The organism is Pseudomonas sp. BR20 (assembly GCF_050780135.1).
Taxonomy (GTDB): domain Bacteria; phylum Pseudomonadota; class Gammaproteobacteria; order Pseudomonadales; family Pseudomonadaceae; genus Aquipseudomonas.
Genome location: NZ_CP172012.1, coordinates 2,273,764 through 2,300,030, shown reverse-complemented (window position 1 = coordinate 2,300,030; position 26,267 = coordinate 2,273,764). Strand labels below are relative to the sequence as shown.

29 protein-coding genes are annotated in these 26,267 nt (G+C 61.4%); 22 read left to right on the top strand and 7 right to left on the bottom strand.

Features of this window, described 5'->3' with window-relative positions; all coding sequences use genetic code 11:
* Positions 1 to 23: 23 nt before the first annotated feature.
* Both ACHPFG_RS10565 and ACHPFG_RS10560 read right to left on the bottom strand, forming a co-directional pair.
* A complete protein-coding gene (locus ACHPFG_RS10565) occupies positions 24 to 1,184 on the bottom strand; it encodes a cysteine desulfurase family protein (protein WP_431702322.1) in 1,161 nt (386 codons plus the stop codon).
* A 233-nt stretch (positions 1,185 to 1,417) separates the two neighbouring features.
* Complete coding sequence (locus ACHPFG_RS10560) at positions 1,418 to 1,687, bottom strand: hypothetical protein (protein WP_131699206.1); 270 nt, start codon at positions 1,685 to 1,687, stop codon at positions 1,418 to 1,420.
* Positions 1,688 to 2,084: 397 nt separating this feature from the next.
* Here ACHPFG_RS10560 and msuE point away from each other — a divergent pair, with 397 nt between their 5' ends.
* From msuE to ACHPFG_RS10540, 4 genes are read left to right on the top strand one after another with little or no spacing between them, the layout of a single operon-like run.
* Positions 2,085 to 2,648, top strand: a complete 564-nt coding sequence (gene msuE / locus ACHPFG_RS10555; protein WP_145338805.1) for an FMN reductase — start codon at positions 2,085 to 2,087, stop codon at positions 2,646 to 2,648.
* Positions 2,649 to 2,657: 9 nt separating this feature from the next.
* Entirely contained in the window at positions 2,658 to 3,797 is a 1,140-nt protein-coding gene (gene ssuD, locus ACHPFG_RS10550) for an FMNH2-dependent alkanesulfonate monooxygenase (protein ID WP_339542818.1), read from the top strand.
* Positions 3,798 to 3,852: 55 nt separating this feature from the next.
* On the top strand, positions 3,853 to 5,040 hold the full coding sequence (locus ACHPFG_RS10545) for an acyl-CoA dehydrogenase family protein (protein WP_431702321.1): 1,188 nt from the start codon (positions 3,853 to 3,855) through the stop codon (positions 5,038 to 5,040).
* Between the two features lie 13 nt (positions 5,041 to 5,053).
* Positions 5,054 to 6,157 carry a sigma-54 interaction domain-containing protein gene (locus ACHPFG_RS10540; protein WP_431702320.1) on the top strand — a complete coding sequence of 368 codons (1,104 nt, stop codon included), beginning with the start codon at positions 5,054 to 5,056 and terminating at the stop codon, positions 6,155 to 6,157.
* Here ACHPFG_RS10540 and ACHPFG_RS10535 read toward each other — a convergent pair.
* Positions 6,146 to 6,511: an antibiotic biosynthesis monooxygenase gene (locus ACHPFG_RS10535; RefSeq protein WP_431702319.1), complete on the bottom strand. Its 366-nt coding sequence runs from the start codon at positions 6,509 to 6,511 to the stop codon at positions 6,146 to 6,148. The genes ACHPFG_RS10540 and ACHPFG_RS10535 overlap by 12 nt on opposite strands.
* Before the next feature lie 99 nt (positions 6,512 to 6,610).
* On the opposite strand from ACHPFG_RS10535, the gene soxR reads away from it, so the two are divergent.
* The 10 genes from soxR (at position 6,611) to ACHPFG_RS10485 (ending at position 13,940) form a co-directional block, all read left to right on the top strand.
* A complete protein-coding gene (soxR, locus tag ACHPFG_RS10530; RefSeq protein WP_131699201.1) occupies positions 6,611 to 7,051 on the top strand; it encodes a redox-sensitive transcriptional activator SoxR in 441 nt (146 codons plus the stop codon).
* Between the two features lie 91 nt (positions 7,052 to 7,142).
* On the top strand, positions 7,143 to 7,601 hold the full coding sequence (locus ACHPFG_RS10525) for a VOC family protein (protein WP_339542816.1): 459 nt from the start codon (positions 7,143 to 7,145) through the stop codon (positions 7,599 to 7,601).
* A gap of 221 nt (positions 7,602 to 7,822) precedes the next feature.
* Positions 7,823 to 9,025, top strand: coding sequence for a PepSY-associated TM helix domain-containing protein (locus ACHPFG_RS10520; RefSeq protein WP_167656916.1), 1,203 nt, complete (start codon positions 7,823 to 7,825; stop codon positions 9,023 to 9,025).
* Positions 9,022 to 9,561 carry a thiamine pyrophosphate-binding protein gene (locus ACHPFG_RS10515; RefSeq protein ID WP_431702318.1) on the top strand — a complete coding sequence of 180 codons (540 nt, stop codon included), beginning with the start codon at positions 9,022 to 9,024 and terminating at the stop codon, positions 9,559 to 9,561. The genes ACHPFG_RS10520 and ACHPFG_RS10515 overlap by 4 nt, the downstream gene beginning before the upstream one ends.
* Positions 9,558 to 9,881 (top strand): hypothetical protein, encoded by a 324-nt coding sequence (locus ACHPFG_RS10510; RefSeq protein ID WP_131699197.1) that lies wholly within the window; start codon positions 9,558 to 9,560, stop codon positions 9,879 to 9,881. Before ACHPFG_RS10515 ends, ACHPFG_RS10510 begins: the two co-directional genes overlap by 4 nt.
* Positions 9,878 to 10,438: a DUF6162 family protein gene (locus ACHPFG_RS10505; protein ID WP_431702317.1), complete on the top strand. Its 561-nt coding sequence runs from the start codon at positions 9,878 to 9,880 to the stop codon at positions 10,436 to 10,438. Before ACHPFG_RS10510 ends, ACHPFG_RS10505 begins: the two co-directional genes overlap by 4 nt.
* Positions 10,439 to 10,457: 19 nt before the next feature.
* The gene (locus ACHPFG_RS10500) at positions 10,458 to 11,378 is read left to right on the top strand and encodes a metal ABC transporter substrate-binding protein (RefSeq protein ID WP_065924535.1); all 921 of its coding nucleotides are present in this window, start codon (positions 10,458 to 10,460) and stop codon (positions 11,376 to 11,378) included.
* Positions 11,375 to 12,121 (top strand): metal ABC transporter ATP-binding protein, encoded by a 747-nt coding sequence (locus tag ACHPFG_RS10495; protein WP_131699195.1) that lies wholly within the window; start codon positions 11,375 to 11,377, stop codon positions 12,119 to 12,121. Before ACHPFG_RS10500 ends, ACHPFG_RS10495 begins: the two co-directional genes overlap by 4 nt.
* Entirely contained in the window at positions 12,118 to 13,017 is a 900-nt protein-coding gene (locus tag ACHPFG_RS10490; RefSeq protein ID WP_053128716.1) for a metal ABC transporter permease, read from the top strand. Before ACHPFG_RS10495 ends, ACHPFG_RS10490 begins: the two co-directional genes overlap by 4 nt.
* On the top strand, positions 13,017 to 13,940 hold the full coding sequence (locus ACHPFG_RS10485; protein WP_431702316.1) for a metal ABC transporter substrate-binding protein: 924 nt from the start codon (positions 13,017 to 13,019) through the stop codon (positions 13,938 to 13,940). Before ACHPFG_RS10490 ends, ACHPFG_RS10485 begins: the two co-directional genes overlap by 1 nt.
* A 16-nt stretch (positions 13,941 to 13,956) precedes the next feature.
* Here ACHPFG_RS10485 and ACHPFG_RS10480 read toward each other — a convergent pair whose 3' ends face one another.
* Positions 13,957 to 14,670 (bottom strand): UTRA domain-containing protein, encoded by a 714-nt coding sequence (locus ACHPFG_RS10480; protein WP_259242441.1) that lies wholly within the window; start codon positions 14,668 to 14,670, stop codon positions 13,957 to 13,959.
* A gap of 347 nt (positions 14,671 to 15,017) precedes the next feature.
* On the opposite strand from ACHPFG_RS10480, the gene ACHPFG_RS10475 reads away from it, so the two are divergent.
* From ACHPFG_RS10475 to ACHPFG_RS10450, 6 genes are all read left to right on the top strand, one after another.
* Entirely contained in the window at positions 15,018 to 16,094 is a 1,077-nt protein-coding gene (locus ACHPFG_RS10475) for an ABC transporter substrate-binding protein (protein WP_431702315.1), read from the top strand.
* Positions 16,095 to 16,283: 189 nt separating this feature from the next.
* A complete protein-coding gene (locus ACHPFG_RS10470; protein ID WP_431702314.1) occupies positions 16,284 to 17,090 on the top strand; it encodes an alkaline phosphatase family protein in 807 nt (268 codons plus the stop codon).
* Between the two features lie 5 nt (positions 17,091 to 17,095).
* Complete coding sequence (locus ACHPFG_RS10465; RefSeq protein ID WP_431703460.1) at positions 17,096 to 17,932, top strand: ABC transporter permease; 837 nt, start codon at positions 17,096 to 17,098, stop codon at positions 17,930 to 17,932.
* On the top strand, positions 17,919 to 18,719 hold the full coding sequence (locus ACHPFG_RS10460) for an ABC transporter permease (protein ID WP_131699188.1): 801 nt from the start codon (positions 17,919 to 17,921) through the stop codon (positions 18,717 to 18,719). Before ACHPFG_RS10465 ends, ACHPFG_RS10460 begins: the two co-directional genes overlap by 14 nt.
* The gene (locus ACHPFG_RS10455; protein ID WP_431702313.1) at positions 18,716 to 19,705 is read left to right on the top strand and encodes an ABC transporter ATP-binding protein; all 990 of its coding nucleotides are present in this window, start codon (positions 18,716 to 18,718) and stop codon (positions 19,703 to 19,705) included. The genes ACHPFG_RS10460 and ACHPFG_RS10455 overlap by 4 nt, the downstream gene beginning before the upstream one ends.
* 30 nt (positions 19,706 to 19,735) lie before the next feature.
* Complete coding sequence (locus ACHPFG_RS10450) at positions 19,736 to 20,389, top strand: HAD family hydrolase (protein ID WP_431702312.1); 654 nt, start codon at positions 19,736 to 19,738, stop codon at positions 20,387 to 20,389.
* Between the two features lie 81 nt (positions 20,390 to 20,470).
* Here ACHPFG_RS10450 and ACHPFG_RS10445 read toward each other — a convergent pair whose 3' ends face one another.
* Positions 20,471 to 21,433: a zinc-binding dehydrogenase gene (locus tag ACHPFG_RS10445; RefSeq protein WP_431702311.1), complete on the bottom strand. Its 963-nt coding sequence runs from the start codon at positions 21,431 to 21,433 to the stop codon at positions 20,471 to 20,473.
* A gap of 138 nt (positions 21,434 to 21,571) precedes the next feature.
* On the opposite strand from ACHPFG_RS10445, the gene ACHPFG_RS10440 reads away from it, so the two are divergent.
* Together ACHPFG_RS10440 and ACHPFG_RS10435 are read left to right on the top strand one after the other, a co-directional pair.
* Entirely contained in the window at positions 21,572 to 23,653 is a 2,082-nt protein-coding gene (locus ACHPFG_RS10440) for a carboxy terminal-processing peptidase (protein ID WP_431702310.1), read from the top strand.
* 118 nt (positions 23,654 to 23,771) lie between these two features.
* Positions 23,772 to 25,541, top strand: coding sequence for a bifunctional diguanylate cyclase/phosphodiesterase (locus ACHPFG_RS10435; RefSeq protein ID WP_431702309.1), 1,770 nt, complete (start codon positions 23,772 to 23,774; stop codon positions 25,539 to 25,541).
* Here the strand turns inward: ACHPFG_RS10435 and ACHPFG_RS10430 are convergent.
* Entirely contained in the window at positions 25,538 to 25,909 is a 372-nt protein-coding gene (locus tag ACHPFG_RS10430; RefSeq protein ID WP_005786715.1) for a hypothetical protein, read from the bottom strand. The genes ACHPFG_RS10435 and ACHPFG_RS10430 overlap by 4 nt on opposite strands.
* Positions 25,906 to 26,244 (bottom strand): helix-turn-helix domain-containing protein, encoded by a 339-nt coding sequence (locus ACHPFG_RS10425; RefSeq protein WP_431702308.1) that lies wholly within the window; start codon positions 26,242 to 26,244, stop codon positions 25,906 to 25,908. The genes ACHPFG_RS10430 and ACHPFG_RS10425 overlap by 4 nt, the downstream gene beginning before the upstream one ends.
* Positions 26,245 to 26,267 lie beyond the last annotated feature (23 nt).

Below are 26,267 nucleotides of genomic sequence, written 5' to 3'. Positions count from 1 at the left end.
CACTAATAATTGTTATGAAAAAATCAGACGGCCCAGAACGCCGGGGCGCTGGCCAGTGCGGCCTTGATCAATTGCACAGCCTGGTCGATATCCTGCTCGGTGGTAAACCGGCCAAGGCTCAAACGTATGGTACGGCTGGCAGAACGCGCGTCATGGCCCAACGCAAGCAGCACGTGGGAAGGCGCATTGCTGGCTGAATTGCACGCAGAGGTCGCCGAAAAGGCGATGCCGGCACTCAATGCCGCAGCGTCAAACTCACCTTCGCTGAAGGTAAGGCTGAGGGTGTGAGGAATGCGCTGCGCAGGACTGCCGTTGAGGCGCACGCCACTGATGGTCTCCAACTGGTCCAGCAGGCGCTGACGCAAGGCCACAATCACGGCCTTCTCCTCAGCAAAAGACGCCGCCGCCAGGGCGAACGCCGCGCCCATGCCCGCAATCTGATGGGTGGCCAGGGTACCAGAGCGCAGGCCACCTTCGTGACCGCCACCATGAATCTGTGCCAACACTTTCTGTTGCGCCCGGGGGCCGACATACAACGCACCAATCCCCTTGGGGCCATACAGCTTGTGCGCGGAAAACGACATCAGGTCCACCGGCCACTGCGCCAAATCGATCGTCACCTTGCCCGCCCCTTGCGCCGCGTCGACATGCAATAACGCGCCATGCTCACGCACGCGCGCGCCGATGGCCGGGATGTCATTGAGGGTGCCCAGTTCGTTATTCACCAGCATCAGCGATACTAGAAAGGTGTCTTCACGCAATGCCTCGCTGACTGCCTCGGCGCTGATCAACCCGTCGGCGTCCGGCACCAGGTAAGTCACGGCCATACCGGCTTCCTGCAACTGCCGCGCGGTATCCAGCGTGGCCTTGTGTTCGATCTGGCTGGTGATGATATGCCCGCCCGCCACCCCCCGCGCCTGGGCAACGCCCTTGATCGCGAGGTTGTTGGATTCAGTGGCGCCTGAGGTCCAGACGATCTGTTCAGGCTGTGCGCCCACCAACTCGGCCACCTGGCGACGCGCCTGTTCAACCGTTTGCCGGGCCGCTTGGCCGAACGCATGAGAACTGGACGCGGGGTTACCGAAGTTGGCGTTGAAGCCCAGACACTCGACCATCACCTGGATGACGCGCTCGTCCACCGGGGTGGTAGCGGCGTAGTCGAAATACAGCGGACGTTTATTCATGACAGTTAAGACTCGCAAAGCAGGTCCCCGAGAGCAGCGTCTCAGGGGCATCGGCCGGAACAGAGGTCGTCAGGTTTACCGGATCGAATGCCATTAAAGAAGGACAACTTTAAGTAAATGTGCGTAGGAACGCTCCTGAAATTCAGCTTAACAGGCTGAAGTCACGCCATGGCAAACAAAAAGCCCGAGGTTCCTTAAGGGAATCCTCGGGCTTTTTTCCATTCGGCGCAGGCTCAACTGGGACGACCATGCAAGGTCACGCTGCGTTCGGCGTTCATTTCGCCCTGGCGATCAAAGCCAAAGGGTTTCTGTGGCTGGCCGGTCAGTGCGGCGCGCTGCTGCTGGTACTCATCAAACGACAACCCACGACGGCTCAGTGCTTCCAAGGCCAACTGCTTGGTTTCTTCCGCTGAGTAGGGCCGTAATTCGGGCGAAGGATGGGTCGCACAGCCGGCGAGGACGGAAGTGACAATTAATAAGGAAACAGCGAGAAATCGGTTCATGGCGGTAGCCCTGCAAAGAAGGTTTCGAGTCAATGAACACAGGCTACTCCCGCCGTTGCGCGGTGAAAAATCACCGGCCGTGATAGTCGCTATCGACCACCTAGGCACCCTCGATAGGAAACGACATATTTCCTTATGATCTATAAATATGGAAATACGTTCATTTACGGAATAACTGCAACCTTCTATAAATGGCTCACGCCGAACCCGCACTGTTCGCCACGCAACTGTTTGCCAGGCAACAGCCATTCAACAAATCACCAGTCAGACAACAGCAGCATTTTTCAGCAGTGAACCTGCAACCCACGCCGATCAAGGCCTGCAGCCGTTGGTACAGCTCTTGCTCAACACGTTGCCCCCCACCTGCTATGAACCACTGTTGATAAAGGAGCTGTTCATGACCCGTCCCCTGAATGTCGTCGCCCTCTCCGGCGGAACCTGGCGTCCGTCCCGTACCCTCGTGCTGACCCAAGCCGTACTGGCTGAGCTGGCGACCTTACTGCCGATCCAGACCACCCTGATCGAATTGGGCGACATTGCCCGGCCCCTGGGGGGTGCGCTGTCACGCGATGAATTGCCCGCCGAGGTCGAAGCCCAACTGGTGGCCATCGAACAGGCCGGCCTGCTGATCGTCGCTGCACCGGTCTATCGCGGTTCCTACCCTGGCCTGCTCAAGCACCTGTTTGACCTGATTGGCCTCAACGCCCTGATCAACACACCGGTACTGCTCGCCGCCACCGGCGGCAGTGAACGCCACGCGCTGGTCCTCGATCATCAACTGCGTCCGCTGTTCAGCTTCTTCCAGGCCCTCACCCTACCGATCGGCGTGTACGCCACAGAGGCCGACTTCACCGACTACCAAATAACCAGTGAGCCCTTGAAGGGCCGGATACGCCTTGCGGCAGAACGCGCAGCGCCCTTGTTTGCTGCGCACTCCCCCTCTCTGCTGAAAATCGCTTAAGGATTGGTCATGGATGTTTTCTGGTTTCTGCCGACACATGGCGACGGTCATTACCTGGGTACCACCCAAGGTGCACGGCCGGTCACCCTCAATTATCTGAAGCAAGTCGCGCAGGCGGCTGACAGCCTGGGTTACCACGGCGTGCTGATTCCTACCGGCCGCTCATGCGAAGACTCCTGGGTCATCGCCTCGGCGCTGGTGCCGCTGACCGAACGCCTGCGTTACCTGGTGGCGATTCGCCCGGGCATCATCTCGCCGACCGTTTCTGCCCGCATGGCGGCGACCCTGGATCGCCTGTCCAACGGCCGCTTGCTGATCAATGTGGTCACCGGCGGCGATCCCGATGAGAACCGCGGCGACGGCAGCTTCCTCGACCACAGCGAACGCTACGAAGTCTCCGACGAATTCCTACAGATCTGGCGCCGCGTGTTGCAGGGCGAGTCAGTAGATTTCGAAGGTAAACACCTGCGCGTGCAGAACGCCAAGGCCCTTTACCCACCGGTGCAGAAGCCTTATCCACCGCTGTATTTCGGCGGTTCCTCCGATGCCGCCCACGACCTCGCCGCCGAACAGGTGGATGTGTACCTGACCTGGGGCGAGCCGCCCGCCGCCGTCGCCGAAAAACTCGCGGATGTACGTGAGCGCGCAGCCCGCCACGGGCGTACGGTGAAGTTCGGCATTCGCCTGCACGTGATCGTGCGCGAGACCGAAGAGGACGCGTGGAAAGCTGCCGACAAGCTGATCGAGCACATCAGCGACGACACCATCGCCGCTGCGCAAAAATCCTTCTCGCGCTTTGATTCCGAAGGCCAACGCCGTATGGCCGCCCTGCACGACGGGCGCCGCGACAACCTGGAAATCGCCCCCAACCTGTGGGCCGGTGTCGGCCTTGTGCGCGGCGGTGCCGGTACCGCGCTGGTGGGCAACCCGCAGCAAGTGGCCGAACGCATCAAGGAATACGCCGACCTGGGCATCGAGAGCTTCATCTTCTCCGGCTACCCGCACCTGGAAGAAGCCTATCGCTTTGCCGAGCTGGTGTTCCCGCTGCTGCCGGAACCCTATGCCAGCCTGGCCGGACGCGGCATCACCAACCTCACTGGCCCGTTCGGCGAAATGATTGCCAACGATGTTCTGCCAGCCAAGGCCTGATCGGCGCAACGGCGGGAGCGGCGTTGGTCGTTCCCGCTTATAAAGAGGAAACCCCGTGACAGCCAAACCCCACAGCGTCCTGCCATCACCGTTGCAGACCGCCAGATTGCTGGCCGCCGAATTCGCCCTCACCGCCGTCGAACGCGACGAGCGCGGTGGCACTCCCAAGACCGAACGTGATGCCCTGCGCCAAAGCGGCCTGCTGGCCCTGAGCATTCCCACCCAATACGGTGGCCTCGGCGCCTGCTGGGGTGACACCCTGGCCATCGTGCGCGAGTTCGCCAAGGTCGACAGCTCCATTGCCCACGTCTTCGGCTTCCACCACCTGATGCTCGCCACCGTGCGCCTGTTTTCGCGGCCGGACCAGTGGCAACCGTGGTTCGAACAGACCGCGCGCAAAAACTGGTTCTGGGGCAACGCCCTCAACCCGTTGGACACACGCACGGTGGTCAAGGACTTTGGTGGCTGGCGTGAGTTCTCCGGCAAAAAGAGCTTCTGCTCCGGCGCCAGCGACTCGGAAATGCTGATTGCCTCGGCGGTGGATGAAAGCGCCGGCGGCAAGCTGCTGATCGCCGCCATCCCCAGCGGGCGCAGTGGCATCACCCTGCACAACGACTGGAACAATATCGGCCAACGCCAGACCGACAGCGGCAGCGCCAGCTTCGAACGGGTGCGCGTCGAGGAGTCGGAATTGCTGCTCGACCCGGGCCCGCTGAGCACGCCTTTTGCCTGCCTGCGCCCGCTGATCGCCCAGTTGACCTTCACCCATATGTTCCTCGGCATCGCCGAAGGTGCCTTCGAAGAAGCACGCAACTACACGCTCACCGAGACCCGTTCCTGGCACAAGTCCTCGGCCGAAGACGTGCGCCAGGACCCTTACGTGTTGCATCACTACGGCGAATTCTGGGTGGCGCTGGAAGGCGTGCGTCTGTTGGTGGAGCGTGCCGCCGAATTGCTCGACCAAGCCTGGGCCAAAGGCCCCAACCTCAGCGAACAGGAACGCGGCCAACTGGCGATTGCCATTGCGACCGCCAAGGTCGCCGCCACCCGCCAAGGCCTGGACCTGTGCAGCCGACTGTTTGAAGTCACCGGCGCACGCTCCACCCACGCTTCACTGCGTCTGGACCGCCATTGGCGCAACCTGCGCACGCAAACCCTGCACGACCCGGTCGACTACAAACTCCACGAACTGGGGGACTGGGCGTTGAACCAATCCCTGCCAATCCCGACGTTCTACTCATAAAAAAGAGGTGCCCATGCAGCTTCTAACCTTACCGCCCTCGCCCGCCCTCGCGACGTCGATCCGCGCCACGGCCCAGGTCTTCGAAGACCCAAAATCCAAGGCCCTGCTCGACCATATCCAGCAAGTGGCGCCCAGCGAAGCCAGCGTGCTGATCATCGGCGAGACCGGAACCGGTAAAGAGCTGGTGGCGCGCCACATCCACAACCTCAGCGCGCGGCGCAACCGGCCGTTCGTGGCGGTGAACTGCGGCGCGTTCTCCGAATCCCTGGTGGAAGCCGAGCTGTTCGGCCATGAAAAAGGCGCGTTTACCGGCGCCCTGAGTGCCAAGGCCGGCTGGTTCGAAGAGGCCGATGGTGGCACCTTGTTCCTCGATGAAATCGGCGATTTGCCGATGCCCATCCAGGTCAAGTTGCTGCGGGTGCTGCAGGAGCGTGAGGTGGTGCGCCTGGGTTCGCGTAAGAGCATTCCGATCGATGTGCGCGTACTGGCCGCCACCAACGTACAACTGGAAAAGGCCATCAACGCCGGACATTTTCGCGAAGACCTCTACTACCGCCTCGACGTCGTCAGCCTCGAGCTCAGCCCGCTGCGCGAGCGCCCCGGCGATATCCTGCCGCTGACCCGGCATTTTATCGAAGCCTACAGCCAACGCCTGGGCTACGGCCCGATCACCATCAGCCGCGAGGCCGAACACAAGCTAAAGAGCTACAGCTGGCCGGGCAATATCCGCGAGCTGGAAAACGTGATTCACCACACCCTGCTGATCTGCCGTAACGGCGTGATCGAACGCGACGACTTGCGCCTGTCGAACATGCGCATCGAGCGCCAGGACGACAACCAGCACGGCACCGACAACAGCGCCGAGGCCTTGCTGGAGCGCGCGTTTCAAAAGCTCTTCGAAGAACAGGCCGGCGCCCTGCACGAAAAGGTCGAAGATGCGCTATTGCGCGCCGCCTACCGCTTCAGCCATTACAACCAGGTGCACACCGCCAACCTGCTGGGGCTGAGCCGCAACGTCACGCGCACGCGCCTGATCAAGATCGGCGAGTTGGCGGTAAACAAGCGCCGCCCCGGGGAAAATGTGCAAGGCGAACGGATGCTGCATCTATCCATTTAGCCGACAGTGCAACGCGTTGTCATGGCTGCGCTCGAAACTGCGCAGCACCTGGAACGAACCGAAGGTCACGGCCGTGGCCTGGTGCGCGCGAATCAGCGTCCAGAAATCTTCCTCGCCATGCTCAAAGCACTGGAACGCCGCTTCACCGTCCTCGCGGGAACGCCACTGCAAGTAATTGAGCACCCGCCGCCCGTCTTCGCTGACCTGCACACTCGCATTGATAAAACCACCATGGCCCTGGGCCAGGCGCTCGCTTTGGGTGGACAAGGCGGCCACCAGCGCCCCTTGTTGCTGGGGTTCGATGTGAAATTCGATCAACTGAGTGAAGCTGCGATTCTTCTCAGATACCTGCATGAAAACTCCCCTTTCTCTGTAGGCAGAATCTTGCGATTCAATGTCACGCAGGGTAAAACCTCTAGTTAAGTCAAGGTCAAGCGCTTAATCGGAGTTTTCATGATTACCAAGGAACTCACCGTGGGCCAACTGGCAGCCCGCAGCGGCGTGGCCGTCACGGCCCTGCACTTCTATGAAAACAAGGGGCTGATCAAGAGTCATCGCACTGCCGGCAATCAACGGCGCTATCCCCGGGATGTACTGCGCCGGGTGGTGGTGATCAAGATCGCCCAGCGCCTGGGGATTCCGTTGGCGACGATTGGCGAGGCCTTGCAGACGCTGCCGAATGGACGCACGCCCAACGCTCAAGACTGGGAGCGCTTGTCCGCGCGGTGGCGGGAAGACCTGGATGAGCGCATCAATAAGCTGATGCTGCTGCGCGACAAGCTCAATGGGTGCATTGGGTGCGGGTGCCTGTCGATGGACGCGTGCCCGCTGCGTAACCAGGACGACCAGCTCGCTGAGCGCGGGCCGGGGGCTCAGTTGCTGGAACCCAGTTGAGCATCCCCTGGTCGGGACCGACAGAGCCCTTGATTGGCGTGGCCTATAGTGAAAAGGCCGGTTCACCACCACCCCAATCAAGGAGAACGATATGAGCGTTAAACCTATTCCGGAGGGTTATCACAGCGTCACGCCCTATATGGGCATCGACAAAGCCTCAGAGGCTATCGAGTTTTACAAAAAAGCCTTCGGCGCCACCCAGATCATGCGCCTGGACATGCCCGATGGCAGGGTTGGCCATGCCGAGCTGCGCATTGGTGATTCGGCGATCATGCTGGGCACGCCCTGCGATCAGATGTCCCTGGGCAATCCGACTGAAAGCACGAGTGTGGCCTTGCATCTGTATGTGAACGACGTGGACGCGCAGTTCAAACAAGCCGTCGCAGCCGGCGCCAGCGTGGTGTCCGAACCAGAGGACCGCTTCTATGGCGACCGCTCGGGCAGCGTGAAGGATCCCTACGGTCACCTCTGGTACCTCGCCACCCGCAAGGAAGACCTCAGCGAAGAACAGATCCGTCAACGCGCCATGGAGATGTTCCAGCAAGGCTGAGCATCGGGGCCGGTTCGCCGGCTCCTACCCACCTCATGATCACCCCCTGCACGCCTTAAACCCACTGAATGTGAACCTGAAACATTTTCTTTCATATCGGCCTTGGGGATTTCTCATTCTCATCCGTCTTAATTTAGATACAGCCCGTCGCGTCAGCAAAAGCTACGACTGGCCTTTTTCGGGCCTCTTTCGCCCCCCCTCTGATCAAGACCCTCATTCACATGTCCAAGAAGTCACGCTCAAAACTCTGGTTTCTCGTACATAGCTGGCTGGCCTTGCCCATCTGGTTCTTTGTACTGATCGTCTGCGTCACCGGCACCCTGGCGGTGGTCAGCCAGGAAATCGTGTGGCTGGCCAACCCGGACATCCGTGCGAGCAAGCCGTCGGATGATGCCGAGCCGCTGAGCTACGACCAGGTGATCAGCGCCATCAAGCGGGCCGAACCCCAGGTAATCGTGCAGTCTCTCAGTCGTCCGGACGAGTCGCACTTTGCCCTGAGTGTCGACCTCAGCTACCCCGACGGTCGGTCGGTAGAGGTCTACGTCAACCCGTACACCGGGGCGATCCAGGGCATCAGCCCATCGTTCGACTTCCGTCAGTTCACCCGCGCCCTGCATGGTTGGTGGCTGGTGCCGTTTACCAATGGCTTCAGTTGGGGCTGGTACCTGGTGTCGCTGCTCGGTTTGCCGTTACTGGCCTCACTGGTCACCGGGCTGGTGGTGTACAAGCGCTTCTGGAAAGGCTTTTTCAAGCCGACCCTGCGTATCCGCCACGGCGCGCGAATTTTCTGGGGCGACTTCCACCGTCTGAGCGGTATCTGGTCGATCTGGTTTATTGCGGTGATTTCCATCACCGGCACCTGGTTCCTGATCCAGGCAATCCTGGGTGATAACCAGATCTCCATCTCCAGCGAGCCCATCGTCCCGGTGATCGCCCGCGAAAAAGTCCCAACCTCAGCCCCAGGCGTGCCGGCACCGATGATTCCCGTGGATGAGGCGATCGCGATCGCCACCCAACGTATCCCGGGGCTGGAGGCGAGTTTCGTGAGCCTGCCGCTCAATGCCTACAGCCACCTGCAAATCGGCGGGCGAGGCTGGTACCCGCTGATGTTCCAGACCGCGCAGATCAACCCGTATGACGGTGAAATCGCCTCGTCGCACCTGCTGTCCGACCGCACCAAGCTGGAGTTCGTCACCGAATCCATGCGGCCCCTGCACACCGGCGACTTCGGTGGCCTCTGGATCAAGCTGATCTGGGCGTTCTTCGGCCTCGTGCTGAGCATGATGGTCCTGAGCGGCTTGCTGATCTGGACCAAGCGCACTGCCCTGGCCACCCTCAACGCTCTCAAGCGCGAAGCCAAGACGCAACGTGCGCCGGCGTCCATCCCGGCCATGCAGGCTGAAACCTCGGAGGCCAACTCATGAGCAAGTCCGCTAACGCTTCCCCGCCTTCACCGTTGCGGACCTTTTGGCTGAAATGGCGTTTCCACATCAATGTCCTGTTGTTGCTGGTACCGCTGGGCTTCATGCCCAAGTACTTCGCCGATGCCGCGCTGTTTCGCGGTGATACCGGCATCGGCGAGCGTGTGGCCGGCGATGTGCAGGTCGGACCCTGGAGCCTCAAACTGGCCGAATTCCGCAATGAAGGCCCGCGCCCCGACCCGGCCGGCCCGATGAAGTTCTTCAATGCCGCTCTGTGTGACACCTGCGCCGACCAGGTCAAGGCCACGTACCTGCGCATCGGCAAACCGCGCAGCCTGCGCGCCGCCGGGGTGATCTTCTTCGGCACCCCGTACCGCATGGGCGCCGGCCTGCCCGTGCCGGAACGCACCCCCATCGACGCTGAACTGTGGGTCACCATGGAAGGCTGGGACGGCACCATGCACCAGGGTTCCATCCCGCTGAGCCAGGCCTCGCCTGCCACCATTGCCTGGCTGAACAAGCAAGGAGTTAAACCATGACGTTCAAGCGCCTGTCCCGTGCCGCGCTGTTGCTGTGCGCCGGTTTCAGTACCACAGCCTTTGCCCACAACCCGATGTGCGAATGCAAGGAAATCCCCGGCGAGCAGATCCAGTGCAAAGGCGGTTTCTCCGATGGCAGCGGCGCCCCCGGCGTGACCCTGGATGTGATCGGCTACGACGAAACCATCCTGGTGCCCGGCAAGCTCGGCCAGGACTCCACCCTGACCTTCAAGAAGCCCGCGTCCGAGTTCTACGTGCTGTTTGATGCCGGCCCCGGTCACGTGGTGGAAATCGACCAAGCGGATATCCAGGCTCAATGAGTACCACACAGGTTGTACGCCCCGCCGGTGCCGGCCACGAGACCCTCTACGTCCTGCTGCTGTGCCTGATCATCCTCGCGGTGGCGGGAACCGTGGTGGCGCTGCACGGTGAAACCCAGGAAGTCGCGGCGGTGCCCAGTCATCAACTGGACGCCCGCCGTGACCTGAGCGCCGCCGAACAAGGTATCTACGCCGACCTGCGGGTCACGCTGGATGAAATCCACGTGCTGCAGCAAGAGCAAAGCGCCCTGCCCACCCCCGAGCAACTGGCCGCAGAAGGCTTTGCGCCGTTTGCCCACGACGCCAGTTCGGTCAGTCGTGGCGACCATCGCTGGCAGTTGCTGGCGAATTCGGCCTACCTGGGACTGAGCCAGGCGCCGACCACCAGTGGCTCGCTGCTCATGCGCGTGCAAGGTGACGAGCCGGACATCTGGCTCAACCGCAGCAAAGACCTGGCCGCCCCCGCCGACCTCACTGACCAGGCGCTGATCGCAGCCGGCTGGCAGCAGGTGATCGCGCAATTCGATGCCGGCGTCACCCGCCAGCACCGCCACTGAACGAGAAGACCGATTGCCCATGTCTATTTCATCTCCCCTGTTGCGCGTGTTTCTGGTTGGCCTGTTCAGCCTGATACTCGCTCCCCTCGCGAATGCCGAGGCGGCCAAACGCCTGCGTATCGGCATCACCCTGCACCCGTATTACAGCTACGTGGCCAATATCGTCGGCGACAAGGCCGAAGTGGTGCCGCTGATCCCGGCCGGCTTCAACCCCCACGCCTACGAGCCACGCGCCGAAGACATCAAGCGCATCGGCACCCTGGATGTGATCGTGCTCAACGGCGTCGGCCATGACGATTTCGCCGACCGCATGATCGCCACCAGCGAGCGCCCGGACATCCCGGTGATCGAAGCCAACGCCAATGTGCCGCTGCTGGCGGCCACCGGCAACGCCGCGCGCGGTGCCGGCAAGGTGGTCAACCCGCACACGTTCCTGTCGATCAGTGCGTCGATTGCCCAGGTCAACAACATCGCCCGGGAACTGGGCAAGCTCGACCCGGACAACGCCAAGACCTACACCCAGAACGCCCGCGCCTATGGCAAACGCCTGCGGCAGATGCGTGCCGATGCCCTGGCCAAGTTGACCGGCGCGCCCAACCCGGACCTGCGCGTCGCCACCGTGCACGCGGCCTACGATTACCTGCTGCGCGAGTTCGGCCTGGAAGTCACGGCCGTGGTCGAGCCGGCCCACGGTATCGAGCCGAGCCCCAGCCAGTTGAAGAAGACCATCGACGAACTGCGCGCCCTGGACGTCAAGGTGATCTTCTCGGAGATGGATTTCCCGTCCACTTACGTCGACACCATCCAGCGCGAATCCGGGGTCAAGCTGTACCCGCTGTCACATATTTCCTACGGCGAATACAGCGCTGAAAAATACGAAGTGGAAATGACCGGCAACCTCAACACCGTGGTGCGGGCGATTCAGGAGTCGGGGGCATGACCGCAGCGGAACAACTTAACGTCGCCTGCGTCGGCCCGACCCTCGACTTCGACAAGGTGTCCCTGACCCTGGGCCGCACCGTGATCCTCGACGGTGTGAGCTTCCAGGTGCAGCCGGGCAGTATTCATGCGCTGGTGGGCCCCAACGGCGGCGGTAAGAGCTCGCTGATCAAGACCCTGCTGGGACAAACGCCGCACCAGGGCCGGTTAAGCCTGCAGTGGCCGTCCACGCCCGGCACCATCGGTTATGTGCCCCAGGCGCTGGAGTTCGACCGTGGATTGCCGATGACCGTCGACGATTTCATGGCCGCCATGTGTCAGCGCCGTCCTGCGTTTCTCGGTTTGTCCAAACAGTACGCCGCCGCGATTGGCGAGGCGCTGGAACGGGTCGGCATGCAGGACAAACGCAAGCGGCGCATGGGCGCACTGTCTGGCGGCGAGCGCCAGCGTGTGTTGTTGGCCCAGGGGTTGATTCCCGCGCCGCAACTGCTGGTCCTCGATGAACCGATGTCGGCCCTTGATGAGGCCGGCATCCAGGTGTTCGAACGCTTGCTCAGTGACTGGCGCCTGGCCGGGATCACCGTGCTGTGGATCGAGCATGACCTGGAAGCCGTGGGGCGCCTGGCCGACCGCGTCACCGGACTGAACCGCCGCCTGCTGTTCGACGCCACGCCGAAAGAGGCGCTGACGCCGGACCGCCTGCTGACCCTGTTCTCGACCCATCCTCGGAGCACGGCGCAATGAGTTATGAAGCGTTTCGCCTGATGGTCCAGGGCTGGGCATCCTCCGGTTACCTGCCGGAAGCGCTGGCCTATGGTTTTGTCGTCAACGCCCTGCTCGCCGGCCTGCTGATCGGCCCGGTGCTGGGCGGCCTGGGCACGCTGGTGGTGGTCAAGCGCTTTGCGTTTTTCTCCGAAGCGGTCGGTCATGCCGCGCTGACCGGCGTGGCCGTGGGCATTCTGCTGGGCGAGCCCTACACCGGCCCCTATGGCAGCCTGTTCGGTTACTGCCTGTTGTTCGGCATCCTGCTCAACTACCTGCGCAACCGCACCGGCCTGGCGCCAGACACCTTGATCGGCGTGTTCCTGTCGGTGTCCCTGGCACTGGGCGCCAGCCTGCTGCTGATCCTGGCGGGCAAGATCAACGTGCACATCCTCGAAAACGTGCTGTTCGGTTCGGTGCTGACGGTCAACGGCAACGACCTGCTGGTACTGGCGATTGTCGGCGCCCTGGTGATGGCGCTGGCGCTGCCGCTGTACAACCGCATCATGCTCGCCAGCTTCAACCCGCAATTGGCGGCGGTGCGTGGCGTGGCGGTGAAGACCCTGGACTACCTGTTCGTGATCCTGGTGACGCTGATCACCGTGGCGGCAGTCAAGGTCATTGGCGCCATCCTGGTGGGCGCGCTGCTGGTGATTCCGGCCGCGGCGGCACGCTTGCTGAGCCAGTCGCTCAAAGGCTTCTTCTGGATCTCGGTGGTGATCGCCACCGTCAGCACCCTGTGCGGGATCCTGCTGCCGATCATCTTCGACCTGCCCATCCCCTCCGGTGCCGCGATCATCCTGATGGCCGGTATCGCCTTCGCCCTTGCCGCCATCGCGCGCGGCACCGTGCCCAGCCTTAAAGGGAACCTTGGATAATGCGCTCCGTTCTTCAGCCTCTGGCCCTGGCCATCGCTTGCTTGATCACCACGCCGCTGATGGCGGCCGACGTGGGCAAACCTGCTGCTCACGCGGCCAAACCGGTCAAAGTCCTGGCCTCCCTGCCGATCACCTACGGCTTGGCCGAGGTGTTGCTCAAGGGCTCCGACGTGCAGCTTGAGCGCGCGGCCCCCGCCAACCTGCCGGGCTCGCGACAGGTGTCGTACTTCACCGGCCGTGGCGCGCCGGCACTGAACACACTGGCCCAGGACGCCGACGCCGCCATCGGCCTGCGCTCGCTGTGGGCCGATGACCCGCTCTACCCCGTGGCCCGGCGCAGCAATATCCGCATTGTCGAAATCGATGCCGCACGCCCCGTGGATGGCGGCTTGCCGGGAATTGCCGTGCAACCTGGCGTCACCGATGGTTTGAACAGCCAGCCGTGGCAATCGAGCAACAACCTGGGACGCATGGCCGATGTCCTGGCCGCCGACCTGAGCCGCCTGGCCCCGGGCGCCAAGGCGAAGATCGACGCCAACCTGGCCGCCCTCAAGCAACGCCTGCTCAAGCTCAGCGCCGACAGCGAGGCGCGACTGGCCAAGGCGGACAACCTGAGTGTGGTCAGTTTGAGCGATCACTTTGCGTATCTGATCAGCAGTTTGAATCTGGAACTGCTCAGCACCGATGCCCGGCCCGACGCCGATTGGACGCCTGACGCATTACAGAAACTCAGTGCAGCGCTGAAGGAAAACGACGTGGCCGTGGTGCTGCATCATCGCCAGCCGAGTGACGCAGTGAAAGCCGCTATCACGGCAGGCGGCTCAACGCTGCTGGTGTTGAACGTAGACGGCGCGGACCCGGTATCGGAGCTGGAGGGCAATGTGGATCAGGTGATCAAGGCACTCACGGTGCACTCACTGTAGGAGCAAGCCCCCCCGATCACACCACATCGACGCCGACATGAATCGCATCATGCCGCCAGAACTCCAGGTCGCAGTCGATCAACCGCTGGTGCTGGTCATAATTGACCCGGGCGATCCGCAAGCCCGGGCTGCCCACCGACATGCGCAATGCCGCCGCAGCTTCCACCGGCAATGAGGTCGGCACGATCTCGAAGCGCACCCGCCCGTAGTGCAAGTCGTACTTGCGCGCATACAACTCGGTCATCGACTGATTCAGGTCGCACTCAAGAATCCCCGGGAAATACTGCGGGTTCAGGTAGTGCTCCACGTATAACACCAGCCGCCCGTCAATCCGCCGCCCCCGGCAGATCTGGATCACGCTGGACAATGCTGGCAACTGCAACCACGCACACACCGCGGCCGAGGCCGGTTGCAGCCGCGCACTGATGACTTCGGTGGACGCCACCCGCCCCTGGTCGTTGACCATGGCGTGAAAGTGACTGCGCTGCATCAGGTTGTAGGCCAGCCGAGGCGGCGAGACAAACCAGCCACGACGCTCCTCGCGATAAATCTGCCCTTGAGCCTCCAGTTGTAACAAGGCTTCCCGCACCGTAATTCGAGTGGTACCAAACAACTCGCTGAGCTTGCGCTCGGCGGGCAGCTTGCTTGCGGGCGGCAACAGGCCGTGGTCGATCTGCTCTTGCAGCGCCAGGCCAATGGATGTCACCGCCTTGATTGCCTCATCACGCATCAACGTTACCTATCTGGACTAGACCAGCACTGTTCAGGTGCACAAACCGCTGCATAAATGGGCTTGCACGACTGCCTGCCAGCCTAGGCACTCCTGATGACCGACAGATGACAGTCCCTGTCCCGTCCCTGCACCTCACCCTGCAATACATCGGCCAAGTCCAGTCGATACGGGCACTTGAGCATGGTCTACGCTAAGTCTGCGCCGAGCGACATCAAGGTTTTAAAAACGACATCGACATGAAACTGTCATCCATCGCGTCTAGATTGGCTCAGGTATTGCTCTGACCTAGACCAACAACACCGTAGAAAACACCGCCGCGTTGAAAACGCCCAAAGGAGCTTCGGATGAAACAGCTTTTCCTGGCATCACTGTTAGGCTCGACCATTGCCATGTGTACTGCCGCCATGGCCGCTGATACCGATTTAAAAACTCTGGAAGCCGCCGCGAAAGCGGAAGGTGCCGTCAACAGCGTCGGCATGCCCGATGACTGGGCCAACTGGAAAGGCACCTGGGAAGACCTGGCCAAGACCTACGGCCTCAAGCACATCGACACCGACATGAGCTCGGCCCAGGAAATCGCCAAGTTCAAAGCCGAAAAAGACAACGCCAGCGCTGACATCGGCGACGTAGGCGCCGCCTTCGGCCCGATCGCGGTGAAGCAGGAAGTCACACAGCCGTACAAACCGTCCAACTGGACTTCGGTGCCGGATTGGGCGAAAGACAAGGACGGTCACTGGGCCCTGGCCTACACCGGCACCATCGCGTTCATCGTCAACAAGAAGCTGCTGCACGGCTCCGAAGTCCCTACCAGCTGGGCTGACCTGCAAACCGGCAAATACAAAGTCTCGGTGGGTGACGTGAGCACTGCGGCCCAGGCCTCCAACGCCGTACTCGCCGCCGCCATCGCCAATAAAGGCGATGAAAAGAACATCGCCCCAGGCCTGCAATTCTTCACCAAGATCGCCCAGCAAGGTCGTCTCGGCCTGTCCAACCCGACCATCGCCACCATGGAAAAAGGCGAAGTCGAAGTAGGTATCGTCTGGGACTTCAACGGCCTGAGCTACAAAGCCAAGATGGCCAACCCGGATGACTACGTGGTGCTGATCCCATCGGACGGCTCGGTGAAATCCGGCTACACCACCATCATCAACAAATACGCCAAACACCCGAACGCCGCCAAGCTGACCCGTGAATACATCTTCAGCGACGCCGGCCAACTCAACCTGGCGCGTGGCAACGCACGTCCGATCCGTGCCGAAACCGACCTGAAACTGCCGGCCGACATCGCCAAGAACCTGATCCCGGGCGAGCAATACACCAAGGCCAACCCGCAGCCGATCAAGGATGCCGATGCCTGGGAAGCAACTTCCAAAAAGCTGCCTCAGCTGTGGAACGAGCAGGTCATCGTAGAGATGAAGTAAGGGTTTATCCCACATTGGAGCTCCAGTGGAGATCCAATGTGGGAGGGGGCTTGCCCCCGATGACGGTGGATCAGCTAACAAATCCGTTGAATGACACACCGCTATCGGGGGCAAGCCCCCTCCCACATTTTTGACCCCGTTCCTCCAGAGGAATTGAGCCAAGTCAATCATTGCGGAGCGTCGCCCCCCATGAAGCACCCCGTCATCCTTGTCGTGCTCGACGGCCTGAACTTCGAGGTTGCCCGGCACACCATGGGGCACTTGCAGGCCTATGTCGGCGCAGGACGCGCAGCCCTCTACACGCTGGAATGTGAACTGCCCGCCCTGTCCCGCCCGCTGTATGAATGCATCCTCACCGGTGTGCCACCGATCCACAGCGGTATCGTGCACAACCAGGTCTCGCGCCTGTCCAACCAGCGCAGCATTTTCCATTACGCCACCGACGCAGGTCTTACCACTGCCGCGGCGGCTTACCATTGGGTCAGCGAGTTGTATAACCGCACGCCCTTTCTCGCCGCACGGGATCGTCATACCGACGACAAGGCGCTGGCGATCCAGCACGGGCATTTCTACTGGAATGACCACTACCCGGATTCCCACCTGTTCGCCGACGCCGAAAGCCTGCGGCTCAATCACGCGCCGGACTTCCTGGTGGTGCACCCGATGAACATCGACGACGCCGGCCACAAGCACGGCCTCGACACACCGCAGTACCGCAACAGCGCACGCTCGGCCGACATCCTCCTGGCCGACTACCTGCAAGCCTGGCTCGATGCCGGTTACCAGGTGCTGGTGACCGCCGACCACGGCATGAACAACGACCGCTCCCACAACGGCCTGCTGCCGGAAGAACGGGAAGTGCCGCTGTTCGTCCTCGGCGATGCCTTCAGCCTGGACACCAACGCCGCACCGAAACAAACCGAGCTGTGCGGCACCGTCTGCGAACTGCTGGGCGTACCCCACGACAAACCTGTATGCCGGGAGCTGTTGAAGTGAATGCCATGACTCGCGGCAAATGGCTGGCCCTGCTGTGCCTGGTGCCTTTCGCGCTGTTTTTTATCGTGTTCGAGATCGCCCCGCTGGTATGGGTGCTGATCAATAGCCTGCAAACCGAAGAAACCGGGTGGGGCGTGGACAACTTCACGCGCATCTTCAGTTCGAAGTTCTACCTGCAGGCCATTCAGTTCAGCCTGGAGATCAGCTTCTACTCGAGCATCTTCGGCATCATCATCGCCACCCTCGGCAGTTATTCGTTGCGCCGAGTGGATTCGCCGCTGCGCAACTTCGTCACCGCCTTCGCCAACATGACCAGCAACTTTGCCGGCGTGCCCCTGGCCTTCGCGTTCATCATTTTGCTGGGGTTCAACGGCAGCATCACCATCATGCTCAAGCAAGCCGGGATCATTCAGGACTTCAACCTGTACTCCAAGACCGGCTTGATCATCCTCTACACCTACTTCCAGATCCCCCTGGGCGTGCTGCTGCTCTACCCCGCCTTCGACGCACTGCGCGAAGACTGGCGTGAGTCGGCCTCCCTGCTCGGCGCCAATGGCTGGCAGTTCTGGCGACATATCGGCTTGCCGGTGCTCACCCCGGCGCTACTGGGCACGTTCGTGATCCTGCTGGCCAATGCCCTGGGTGCCTACGCGACGGTCTACGCCTTGACCACCGGTAACTTCAACGTGCTGCCGATTCGTATCGCCGGCCTGGTGTCCGGGGATGTATCCCTCGATCCGAACATGGCCAGCGCCCTGGCCGTGGTGCTGGTGGCGCTGATGACCGTGGTCACCGTGGTCCATCAACTGCTGCTCAAGAGGAGCTACCATGTCTCGCGCTGAAGCCGGCCCGGCCTCCCTCTACCACCGCGTGGTGGTGTACCTGTTGTTCGCGATCCTGGTGCTGCCGCTGATCGGCACCTTCGTCTACTCCATTGCCAGCAGTTGGTCGGCGACCATTCTGCCGGCTGGCTTCACGGTGAAATGGTATGTGCAGCTGTGGAGCGACCCACGCTTCCTGATGGCCTTCGGGCAATCGTTGCTGGTGTGCGTGGGTGCGCTGATCCTGTCGGTGGTGTTGATCCTGCCGCTGCTGTTCGTGGTGCATTACCACTTTCCCAAACTCGACGCCTTGATGAACATCCTGATCCTGCTGCCGTTTGCGGTGCCGCCGGTGGTGTCGTCGGTGGGCCTCCTGCAGCTGTACGGTTCCGGGCCGTTGGCGATGGTGGGCACGCCGTGGATCCTGATCGGCTGCTACTTCACCGTGGCGCTGCCGTTCATGTACCGGGCGATCACCAACAACCTGCAAGCCATCAACCTGCGCGACCTGATGGACGCCTCGCAACTGCTTGGTGCCAGCACCTGGCAAGCGGCGATCTTCGTGGTGCTGCCCAACCTGCGCAAAGGCTTGATGGTGGCGCTGCTGCTGTCGTTCTCGTTCCTGTTCGGTGAGTTCGTGTTCGCCAATATCCTCGTGGGCACTCGCTACGAAACCCTGCAGGTGTACCTGAACAACATGCGCAACAGCAGCGGCCACTTCACCAGCGCCGTCGTGATTTCCTATTTCTTCTTTGTGCTGGTGCTGACCTGGGCCGCCAATATCTTGAACAAGGACAAAAGCCAATGAGCTTCGTCAGCGTCCAACACCTGCAAAAAAGCTACGCCGGCACCCCGGTGTTCAGTGACATCAACTGCGAAATTGCCAAGGGTGAATTCGTCACCCTGCTCGGCCCATCCGGTTGCGGCAAGTCCACCCTGCTGCGCTGCATCGCCGGCCTGACCTCGGTGGACAGTGGGAAAATCCTGTTGGACGGCCAGGACATCGTTCCGCTGAGCCCACAAAAACGCAACATCGGCATGGTGTTCCAGAGCTACGCGCTGTTCCCCAACATGACTGTGGAACAGAACGTCGCCTTCGGCCTGCGCATGCAAAAGGTCAACGCCGATGACAGCCACAAGCGCGTGCAGGAAGTGCTGCAACTGGTGGAACTCAAGGACCTGGCCGGCCGCTACCCGCACCAGATGTCCGGCGGCCAGTGCCAACGTGTGGCCCTGGCCCGCTCCCTGGTCACTCGCCCGCGCCTGTTGCTGCTGGATGAGCCGCTGTCGGCGCTGGACGCACGGATTCGCAAGCACCTGCGCGAACAGATCCGCCAGATCCAGCGCGAACTGGGGTTGACCACGATCTTCGTAACCCATGACCAGGAAGAAGCCCTGACCATGTCGGACCGGATCTTCCTGATGAACCAGGGCAAGATTGTGCAAAGCGGCGATGCCGAGACCCTCTACACCGCACCGGTGGATGTATTCGCCGCAGGTTTCATCGGCAACTACAACCTGCTGGACGCCGACAAGGCCAGCCAACTGCTGCAACGCCCGATCAGCGGGCGCATCGCGATTCGCCCGGAGGCCATCGAACTGAGCCGCAACGGCGAACTCGACGCGCTGGTGCGCAGCCACAGCCTGCTGGGCAACGTGATTCGCTACCGCATCGAAGCCCGTGGCGTGGAATTGGTGGTGGACGTGCTCAACCGCTCGGCGGACGATCTGCACCCGGACGGCCAGCGCCTGGCACTTTCCATCGACCCCAGTGCGCTGTGTGAAGTAGCCTGAGCAGCAGTGAATTTTGAGAGAGCGTAACGGATGGCATTGGTAATTTTTGATTTGGACGACACCCTGATCCATGGCGACTGCGCCACCCTCTGGAGCGAGCAGATGGGTCGCCTGGGCTGGGTCGACCCGGAGTCGTTCATGCGCAGGAACAACGAGCTGATGGACGCCTACAGCCGGGGCGAACTGGCCATGGAAGACTTCATGGACTTCAGCCTGGAGCCGATGATCGGCCGCACCCCGGAGGAAATCGACCACTTGGTGGAGCCCTGGGTCGAGGATGTGATTGAGCCGCTGATCTACAGCGACGCCACCAGGACCATCGCTCGCCACCGCGCCAACGGCGACCGGATCCTGGTGATCTCCGCCTCGGGGACTCACCTGGTGAAACCGATTGCGGCACGTATCGGCATTGATGAGGTGCTGGGGATTGAACTGGAAGTGAGTCATGGCGTGTACAGCGGCCGTACCGTGGGTGTACTCACCTACCGCGAAGGCAAGATCACGCGCTTGCTGGAATGGCTGGAGCAGGAAGGTGAGACGCTGGACAGCGCGTACTTCTATTCGGATTCGCGCAATGACTTGCCGTTGCTGTTGAAGGTGGATCACCCGCAGGTGGTGAACCCGGATCCGGTATTGCGCGAGCATGCCGAGAAGGCCGGCTGGCCAATCCACCACTGGGTCTGACACCGCCTATCCAGACTTGAAATCCAATCAAAAGTGGGTGGGGGTTGCCCCCTCCCACATCGACCCTATTCCAATCCGCGATCAGGTGAGGCTTTCGTCAATTACCAACACCAGCTTCCCGGCAATCTGATTGGTCGCCAACTCGGCAAACGCCGCCTCGGCATCCTTGATCGAGAACGTCTTGGCCAATTGCGGGCTCAGACGCCCTTCGGCAAACAACGGCCATACATGCTGGCTCAGGTCGCTGAACAGGTCGGCCTTGAACTGATCGTCACGGCTGCGCAGGGTAGAGCCCAACAACTGAATACGCTTGCCCAGCACCTGGGCCAGGTCCAACTGCGCCTCGCGGCCGCCCATCAAGCCAATCAATACCCAGCGACCGTCCAGCGCCAGCAGCTTGAGGTCCAGCGCGGCGTAGTCGCCGCCGACCGGATCGAGGATCACATCGAATGGCCCGAAATCCCGCAGCCCTTCGATACCGTCAGTACGTACTACGCCGCCCTGGGCGCCCAAGTCTTCACAGTAGGCCAGGCGCTGCGCCGAGCCGACGCTGACCCAGCACGGGCTGCCAAATGCCTTGCACAACTGGATTGCCGCCGAGCCCACGCCACTGGCACCGGCATGCAGCAACACCTTCTCACCGGGCTTGAGGCCCGCCAACTGGAACAGATTGAGCCACGCCGTGCTGTACACCTCAGGCAACGCCGCCGCTTCGACCAGCGACACACCTTCCGGTACCGGCAACACATGCCGTGCATCCACCACCACTTCTTCGGCCATGCCGCCACCGGCCAGCAGCGCACAGACGCGATCGCCCACTTGCCAGGACGCGCCTGCGCCCACTTCACTGATTACCCCGGAGCACTCAAGGCCGAGCACAGGGCTGGCGCCAGGCGGTGGCGGATAGAGCCCGGCACGCTGCAATAAATCGGCACGATTAAGGCCAGCAGCTGCCACGCGAATGCGCACCTGGCCTACATCACATGTGGGACTTGGTTCGTCCAACCACTCCACATGACCTTCAACGCCTTGCAATGCTTTCACAGTGCCTCCATAGTGAGTCTGGACTGAGCCCGTAGCAGTAGCGTCGGGCTTTTTGCATTATGCGACCGGCCCCTATGGAACCGGCAACTTCAAAGACGGCCTAATATGCGTTATCAATTGCCCCCGCGTCGAATCAGCATGAAGCATCTGTTCCCCAGCACCGCCCTCGCTCTTTTCATTGGTATCGGCTTCGCGTCGATGTCGACCAATACGTTCGCAGCCAACAGCTGGGACAACCTTCAGCCGGACCGCGATGAGGTGATTGCCAGCCTTAACGTCGTCGAGTTGCTCAAGCGTCATCACTACAGCAAGCCGCCGTTGGACGACGCGCGCTCAGTGATCATCTACGACAGCTACCTCAAGCTGCTGGATCCGTCGCGCAGCTACTTCCTGGCCAGCGATATCGCTGAGTTCGACAAGTGGAAGACCCAGTTCGACGACTTCCTCAAAAGCGGCGACCTGCAGCCCGGCTTCACCATCTACAAGCGCTACCTGGACCGCGTCAAAGCGCGTCTGGATTTCGCCTTGGCTGAGCTGGACAAGGGCGTCGACAAACTCGATTTCACCCAGAAGGAAACCCTTCTGGTGGATCGCAAGGACGCGCCTTGGCTGACCAGCAACGCCGCCCTCGACGACCTGTGGCGCAAACGCGTCAAGGACGAAGTGCTGCGCCTGAAGATCGCCGGCAAAGAGCCCAAGGCCATCCAGGAACTGTTGACCAAGCGCTACAAGAATCAGCTGGCGCGTCTGGACCAGACCCGTGCCGAAGATATCTTCCAGGCCTACATCAACACCTTCGCGATGTCCTACGATCCGCACACCAATTATCTGTCGCCAGATAACGCAGAAAATTTCGATATCAACATGAGTCTGTCGCTGGAAGGCATCGGTGCCGTCCTGCAAAGCGACAACGACCAAGTGAAGATCGTGCGTCTGGTCCCGGCCGGTCCGGCAGACAAGACCAAGCAGGTTGCGCCTGCCGACAAGATCATCGGCGTGGCCCAGGCCGACAAAGAGATGGTCGATGTGGTCGGCTGGCGCCTGGACGAAGTGGTCAAGCTGATCCGTGGGCCGAAAGGCAGCGTGGTGCGCCTGGAAGTGATTCCGCACACCAATGCCCCGAACGACCAGACCAGCAAGATCGTGTCCATCACCCGTGAAGCGGTGAAGCTCGAAGACCAGGCGGTGCAAAAGAAAGTCCTCAACCTCAAGCAGGATGGTAAGGACTACAAGCTGGGCGTGATTGAAATCCCGGCCTTCTACCTGGACTTCAAGGCCTTCCGTGCCGGCGACCCGGACTACAAGTCCACCACCCGCGACGTGAAGAAAATCCTTACCGAGTTGCAGAAGGAAAAAGTCGACGGCGTGGTCATCGACCTGCGCAACAACGGCGGCGGTTCCCTGCAGGAAGCCACCGAGCTGACCAGCCTGTTTATCGACAAGGGTCCGACCGTGTTGGTACGCAATGCTGACGGCCGTGTCGACGTGCTCGAAGACGAGAACCCGGGCGCCTTCTACAAAGGCCCGATGGCGTTGCTGGTCAACCGCCTGTCAGCCTCGGCTTCGGAGATTTTCGCCGGCGCCATGCAGGACTATCACCGCGCGTTGATCATCGGCGGCCAGACCTTCGGCAAAGGCACCGTGCAGACCATCCAGCCGCTGAACCATGGCGAGCTCAAGCTGACGCTGGCCAAGTTCTACCGGGTTTCCGGGCAGAGCACCCAGCATCAGGGCGTCCTGCCGGACATCGATTTCCCGTCGATCATCGACACCAAGGAAATCGGCGAAAGCGCTCTGCCGGAAGCCATGCCGTGGGACACCATCCGCCCTGCGATCAAGCCGGCTTCGGATCCGTTCAAGCCGTTCCTGGCGCAATTGAAGGCTGATCACGATACCCGCTCCGCCAAGGATGCCGAGTTTGTGTTCATCCGCGACAAGCTGGCCCTGGCCAAGAAGCTGATGGAAGAAAAAACCGTCAGCCTCAATGAAGTGGACCGTCGTGCACAGCACTCCGACATCGAAAACAAGCAACTCGTATTGGAAAACATCCGCCGCAAGGCCAAGGGTGAAGAACCACTCAAGGAGCTGAAGAAAGAAGACGAAGATGCGCTGCCGACCGAGGCGGATAAAACCAAGCCGGAAGACGATGCTTACCTGGCCGAGAGCGGCCGGATCCTGCTGGACTACCTGAAAATCACCAAACAGGTGGCCAAGCAGTAAATGATGGCGAATTAATGTGATCGCTCCTGGGAGTGTCATCATATAGACATCATTCTGTCGTGAAATGAAGGACCGCTGGCGTAACGCCTGCGGTCCTTTTTTTTCGATCGAGATCGCCATGACTATGACCGAACAGCTGAGTGCATTGGGCTCTATCCTGGCTCAAGGCAGTTTGCACAGCCTGTTCCAACCGATCATCTGCCTGTCAGAACGGCGCATCCTTGGCTACGAAGCCCTCAGCCGCGGCCCGTCGAACAGCCCGTTGCACTCCCCCATCGCCCTGTTCTCGGTGGCGCGCCACGCCGGGCGCCTCAGCGAACTGGAAATGACCTGCCGCGAAAGCGCATGCCGACGCTTCAGCGAGCAAAAGCTGCCGGGCAAGCTGTTCCTGAATGTCTCGCCGGAATCCTTGATGGACACGGCTCACCAGCCGGGGCGCACCCTGCAATTGCTACGCGACTTCGGGATTCCACCCAGCCAAGTGGTGATCGAGCTCACCGAGCAAACACCCACCGACGATTTCGACCTGCTGCAAACCGCCCTGCACCATTACCGTGATATGGGCTTCGCCATCGCGCTTGATGACCTGGGCGCCGGCTATTCCAGCCTGCGACTGTGGTCGGAACTGCGCCCGGATTACGTGAAGATCGACCGGCACTTTATCGACGGTATCCATCAGGATGCGCTCAAGCGTGAGTTTGTCGGCTCTATCCTGCAAATCGCCAGGGCCTCACGGGCCCAGGTGATTGCCGAGGGCATCGAACTGCCGGAAGAGCTGGCGGTATTGACCGAAATGGGCGTCGACCTGGTCCAGGGTTACCTGCTCTGCCGTCCACAGGAGCAGCCGCCACAGGAAGCGCGCCAGATGCTGCCCAAGCCCGACCAGGCCAATGTGGCCCTCAGCGAAGAAGCCGGCGACCTCAGCGCCCTGATCAACGAGCAACCGGCGGTCGATCAGGACACCGCGACCGCTCAGGTGTTGGAGGCGTTCCGCCGCCAGGCCAACCTTAACTCCCTGGCGGTTCTGGATGGACGCGGCCACCCGGTGGGTATCGTGCACCGGCATTCGCTGTCGGATGCGCTGCTCAAGCCGTTTGCCACCGACCTGTTTGCGCGCAAGCCCATCAGCCGGCTGATGAGTACGGATTTTCTGGCGGTGGAGTTGAGCCAGTCGCTGCAACAGGTCAGCCGCCTGCTGACCAGCCGCGCACGGCAACGCATCGAAGAAGATTTCATCATCACCCTCAATGGCGACTACCTGGGCCTGGGCCGGGTGATCGATGTACTCAAACTGATCACCGAACTGAAAATCCAGCAGGCGCGCTATGCCAACCCCCTGACCCTGCTGCCTGGCAACGTGCCGATCCAGCAGTGCCTGACGCGACTGTTACAGCAACAGCGGGAATCGGTGATCTGCTACGTGGATATCGACAGTTTCAAGCCGTTCAACGACATCTACGGCTACGGACGTGGGGATGAGGTGTTGCTGTGCCTGGCGCAGTGCCTTAACGACCGGGTCGACCCCAGCCGCGACTTTGTCGGGCATATCGGTGGCGATGACTTTTTGCTGGTATTGGGGCCACAGGATTGGCGCAAGCGGCTCAACCAACTGCTGGACGATTTCCACACCCAGTGCCGGCGCTTCTACCGCGCCGAACACCTTGACGCCGGCTGCTTCGTGGCACTGAACCGCCAGGGCGTACGCCAGGAGTTTGCGTTGCTGTCACTGTCGATTGGGGTGGTGCATTTGTATCCACAGGCCTGTGGACAACTCGATGCCAGCCAACTGGCGGAATTGGCCTCGCAGGCCAAGCACCATGCCAAGGATATGACCGGCTACAGCATCCACGTGATCGACAGTATGGACGTGCTGCCCCAGGCACTTTAAGCCTCGGCAGACTCCGGATACTCGTATTCGAACACCCGCACCACTTCCGAGGCATGCCAGGAGGCGGCGGCCACACCATCGGACGGTCCGCTGAAACGCCCCAGGCGCTCAACGCACTCAAAGAACCCGGTACGCGGCAGGCGGCTGGCGCCCTGGCTGATCACCAGGGAGCTGCGCAACGGTTGCTCGGCCTTGGCATCCAGGGCCGCCAGGTGCTCCAAGGCAGCAGCCAGGGTTTGCATCGCCGGGGTCGGAAATTGCAGGCGCTCCAACAGTGCTCGGTAGGTCAGCAGATGGCGCTGGCGGCGCGCCTGGTCCAGTTCGTTAAGTAACCCATCCCAATGTTGACGACTGATACGTAGGCTCAAGACTCATCCCTCCAACCTGCAACGCCTAATTCCCAGGCCAGGCTGCGGCGGATTGCGGCATCCGGCTGACGTTCACCACTTTCGATCAATCCTAGATACGAGGGGCTGATGCCCACGGTGCGGGCCAGGGCCTCAATCGCCAGCCCCTTGGCTTCACGCAAGCCGCGCAGGTCTGCGAGCGGGCGCAAATCCTGGTCAGGCGCGGCTTGGACAGTAGGAGAAGGTGCCGGTGAAGGCTGTTGCTGACCGGCAGCTTTTAGCAGCGCCTGGTACTGATCCCATGGCAACACCGCGTACTCGGGTTCGCCATCGCGTGAAATTATCTGAATATCCATGACCGCCCCGTAGGATAACTGCA

Bases quoted from the DNA above. Each gene is read 5' to 3' on its own strand.
- ACHPFG_RS10450 (WP_431702312.1), top strand. From the start codon at position 19,736: ATGGCATTGGTAATTTTTGATTTGGACGACACCCTGATCCATGGCGAC.
- ACHPFG_RS10525 (WP_339542816.1), top strand. From the start codon at position 7,143: ATGAGCGTTAAACCTATTCCGGAGGGTTATCACAGCGTCACGCCCTAT.
- ACHPFG_RS10475 (WP_431702315.1), top strand. From the start codon at position 15,018: ATGAAACAGCTTTTCCTGGCATCACTGTTAGGCTCGACCATTGCCATG.
- ACHPFG_RS10485 (WP_431702316.1), top strand. From the start codon at position 13,017: ATGCGCTCCGTTCTTCAGCCTCTGGCCCTGGCCATCGCTTGCTTGATC.
- ACHPFG_RS10455 (WP_431702313.1), top strand. From the start codon at position 18,716: ATGAGCTTCGTCAGCGTCCAACACCTGCAAAAAAGCTACGCCGGCACC.
- ACHPFG_RS10540 (WP_431702320.1), top strand. From the start codon at position 5,054: ATGCAGCTTCTAACCTTACCGCCCTCGCCCGCCCTCGCGACGTCGATC.
- ACHPFG_RS10470 (WP_431702314.1), top strand. From the start codon at position 16,284: ATGAAGCACCCCGTCATCCTTGTCGTGCTCGACGGCCTGAACTTCGAG.
- ACHPFG_RS10480 (WP_259242441.1), bottom strand. From the start codon at position 14,670: ATGCGTGATGAGGCAATCAAGGCGGTGACATCCATTGGCCTGGCGCTG.
- ACHPFG_RS10490 (WP_053128716.1), top strand. From the start codon at position 12,118: ATGAGTTATGAAGCGTTTCGCCTGATGGTCCAGGGCTGGGCATCCTCC.
- ACHPFG_RS10520 (WP_167656916.1), top strand. From the start codon at position 7,823: ATGTCCAAGAAGTCACGCTCAAAACTCTGGTTTCTCGTACATAGCTGG.
- ACHPFG_RS10515 (WP_431702318.1), top strand. From the start codon at position 9,022: ATGAGCAAGTCCGCTAACGCTTCCCCGCCTTCACCGTTGCGGACCTTT.
- msuE (WP_145338805.1), top strand. From the start codon at position 2,085: ATGACCCGTCCCCTGAATGTCGTCGCCCTCTCCGGCGGAACCTGGCGT.
- ssuD (WP_339542818.1), top strand. From the start codon at position 2,658: ATGGATGTTTTCTGGTTTCTGCCGACACATGGCGACGGTCATTACCTG.
- ACHPFG_RS10495 (WP_131699195.1), top strand. From the start codon at position 11,375: ATGACCGCAGCGGAACAACTTAACGTCGCCTGCGTCGGCCCGACCCTC.
- ACHPFG_RS10500 (WP_065924535.1), top strand. From the start codon at position 10,458: ATGTCTATTTCATCTCCCCTGTTGCGCGTGTTTCTGGTTGGCCTGTTC.
- ACHPFG_RS10465 (WP_431703460.1), top strand. From the start codon at position 17,096: ATGACTCGCGGCAAATGGCTGGCCCTGCTGTGCCTGGTGCCTTTCGCG.
- soxR (WP_131699201.1), top strand. From the start codon at position 6,611: ATGATTACCAAGGAACTCACCGTGGGCCAACTGGCAGCCCGCAGCGGC.
- ACHPFG_RS10425 (WP_431702308.1), bottom strand. From the start codon at position 26,244: ATGGATATTCAGATAATTTCACGCGATGGCGAACCCGAGTACGCGGTG.
- ACHPFG_RS10440 (WP_431702310.1), top strand. From the start codon at position 21,572: ATGAAGCATCTGTTCCCCAGCACCGCCCTCGCTCTTTTCATTGGTATC.
- ACHPFG_RS10435 (WP_431702309.1), top strand. From the start codon at position 23,772: ATGACTATGACCGAACAGCTGAGTGCATTGGGCTCTATCCTGGCTCAA.
- ACHPFG_RS10565 (WP_431702322.1), bottom strand. From the start codon at position 1,184: ATGAATAAACGTCCGCTGTATTTCGACTACGCCGCTACCACCCCGGTG.
- ACHPFG_RS10535 (WP_431702319.1), bottom strand. From the start codon at position 6,511: ATGCAGGTATCTGAGAAGAATCGCAGCTTCACTCAGTTGATCGAATTT.
- ACHPFG_RS10510 (WP_131699197.1), top strand. From the start codon at position 9,558: ATGACGTTCAAGCGCCTGTCCCGTGCCGCGCTGTTGCTGTGCGCCGGT.
- ACHPFG_RS10505 (WP_431702317.1), top strand. From the start codon at position 9,878: ATGAGTACCACACAGGTTGTACGCCCCGCCGGTGCCGGCCACGAGACC.
- ACHPFG_RS10460 (WP_131699188.1), top strand. From the start codon at position 17,919: ATGTCTCGCGCTGAAGCCGGCCCGGCCTCCCTCTACCACCGCGTGGTG.
- ACHPFG_RS10560 (WP_131699206.1), bottom strand. From the start codon at position 1,687: ATGAACCGATTTCTCGCTGTTTCCTTATTAATTGTCACTTCCGTCCTC.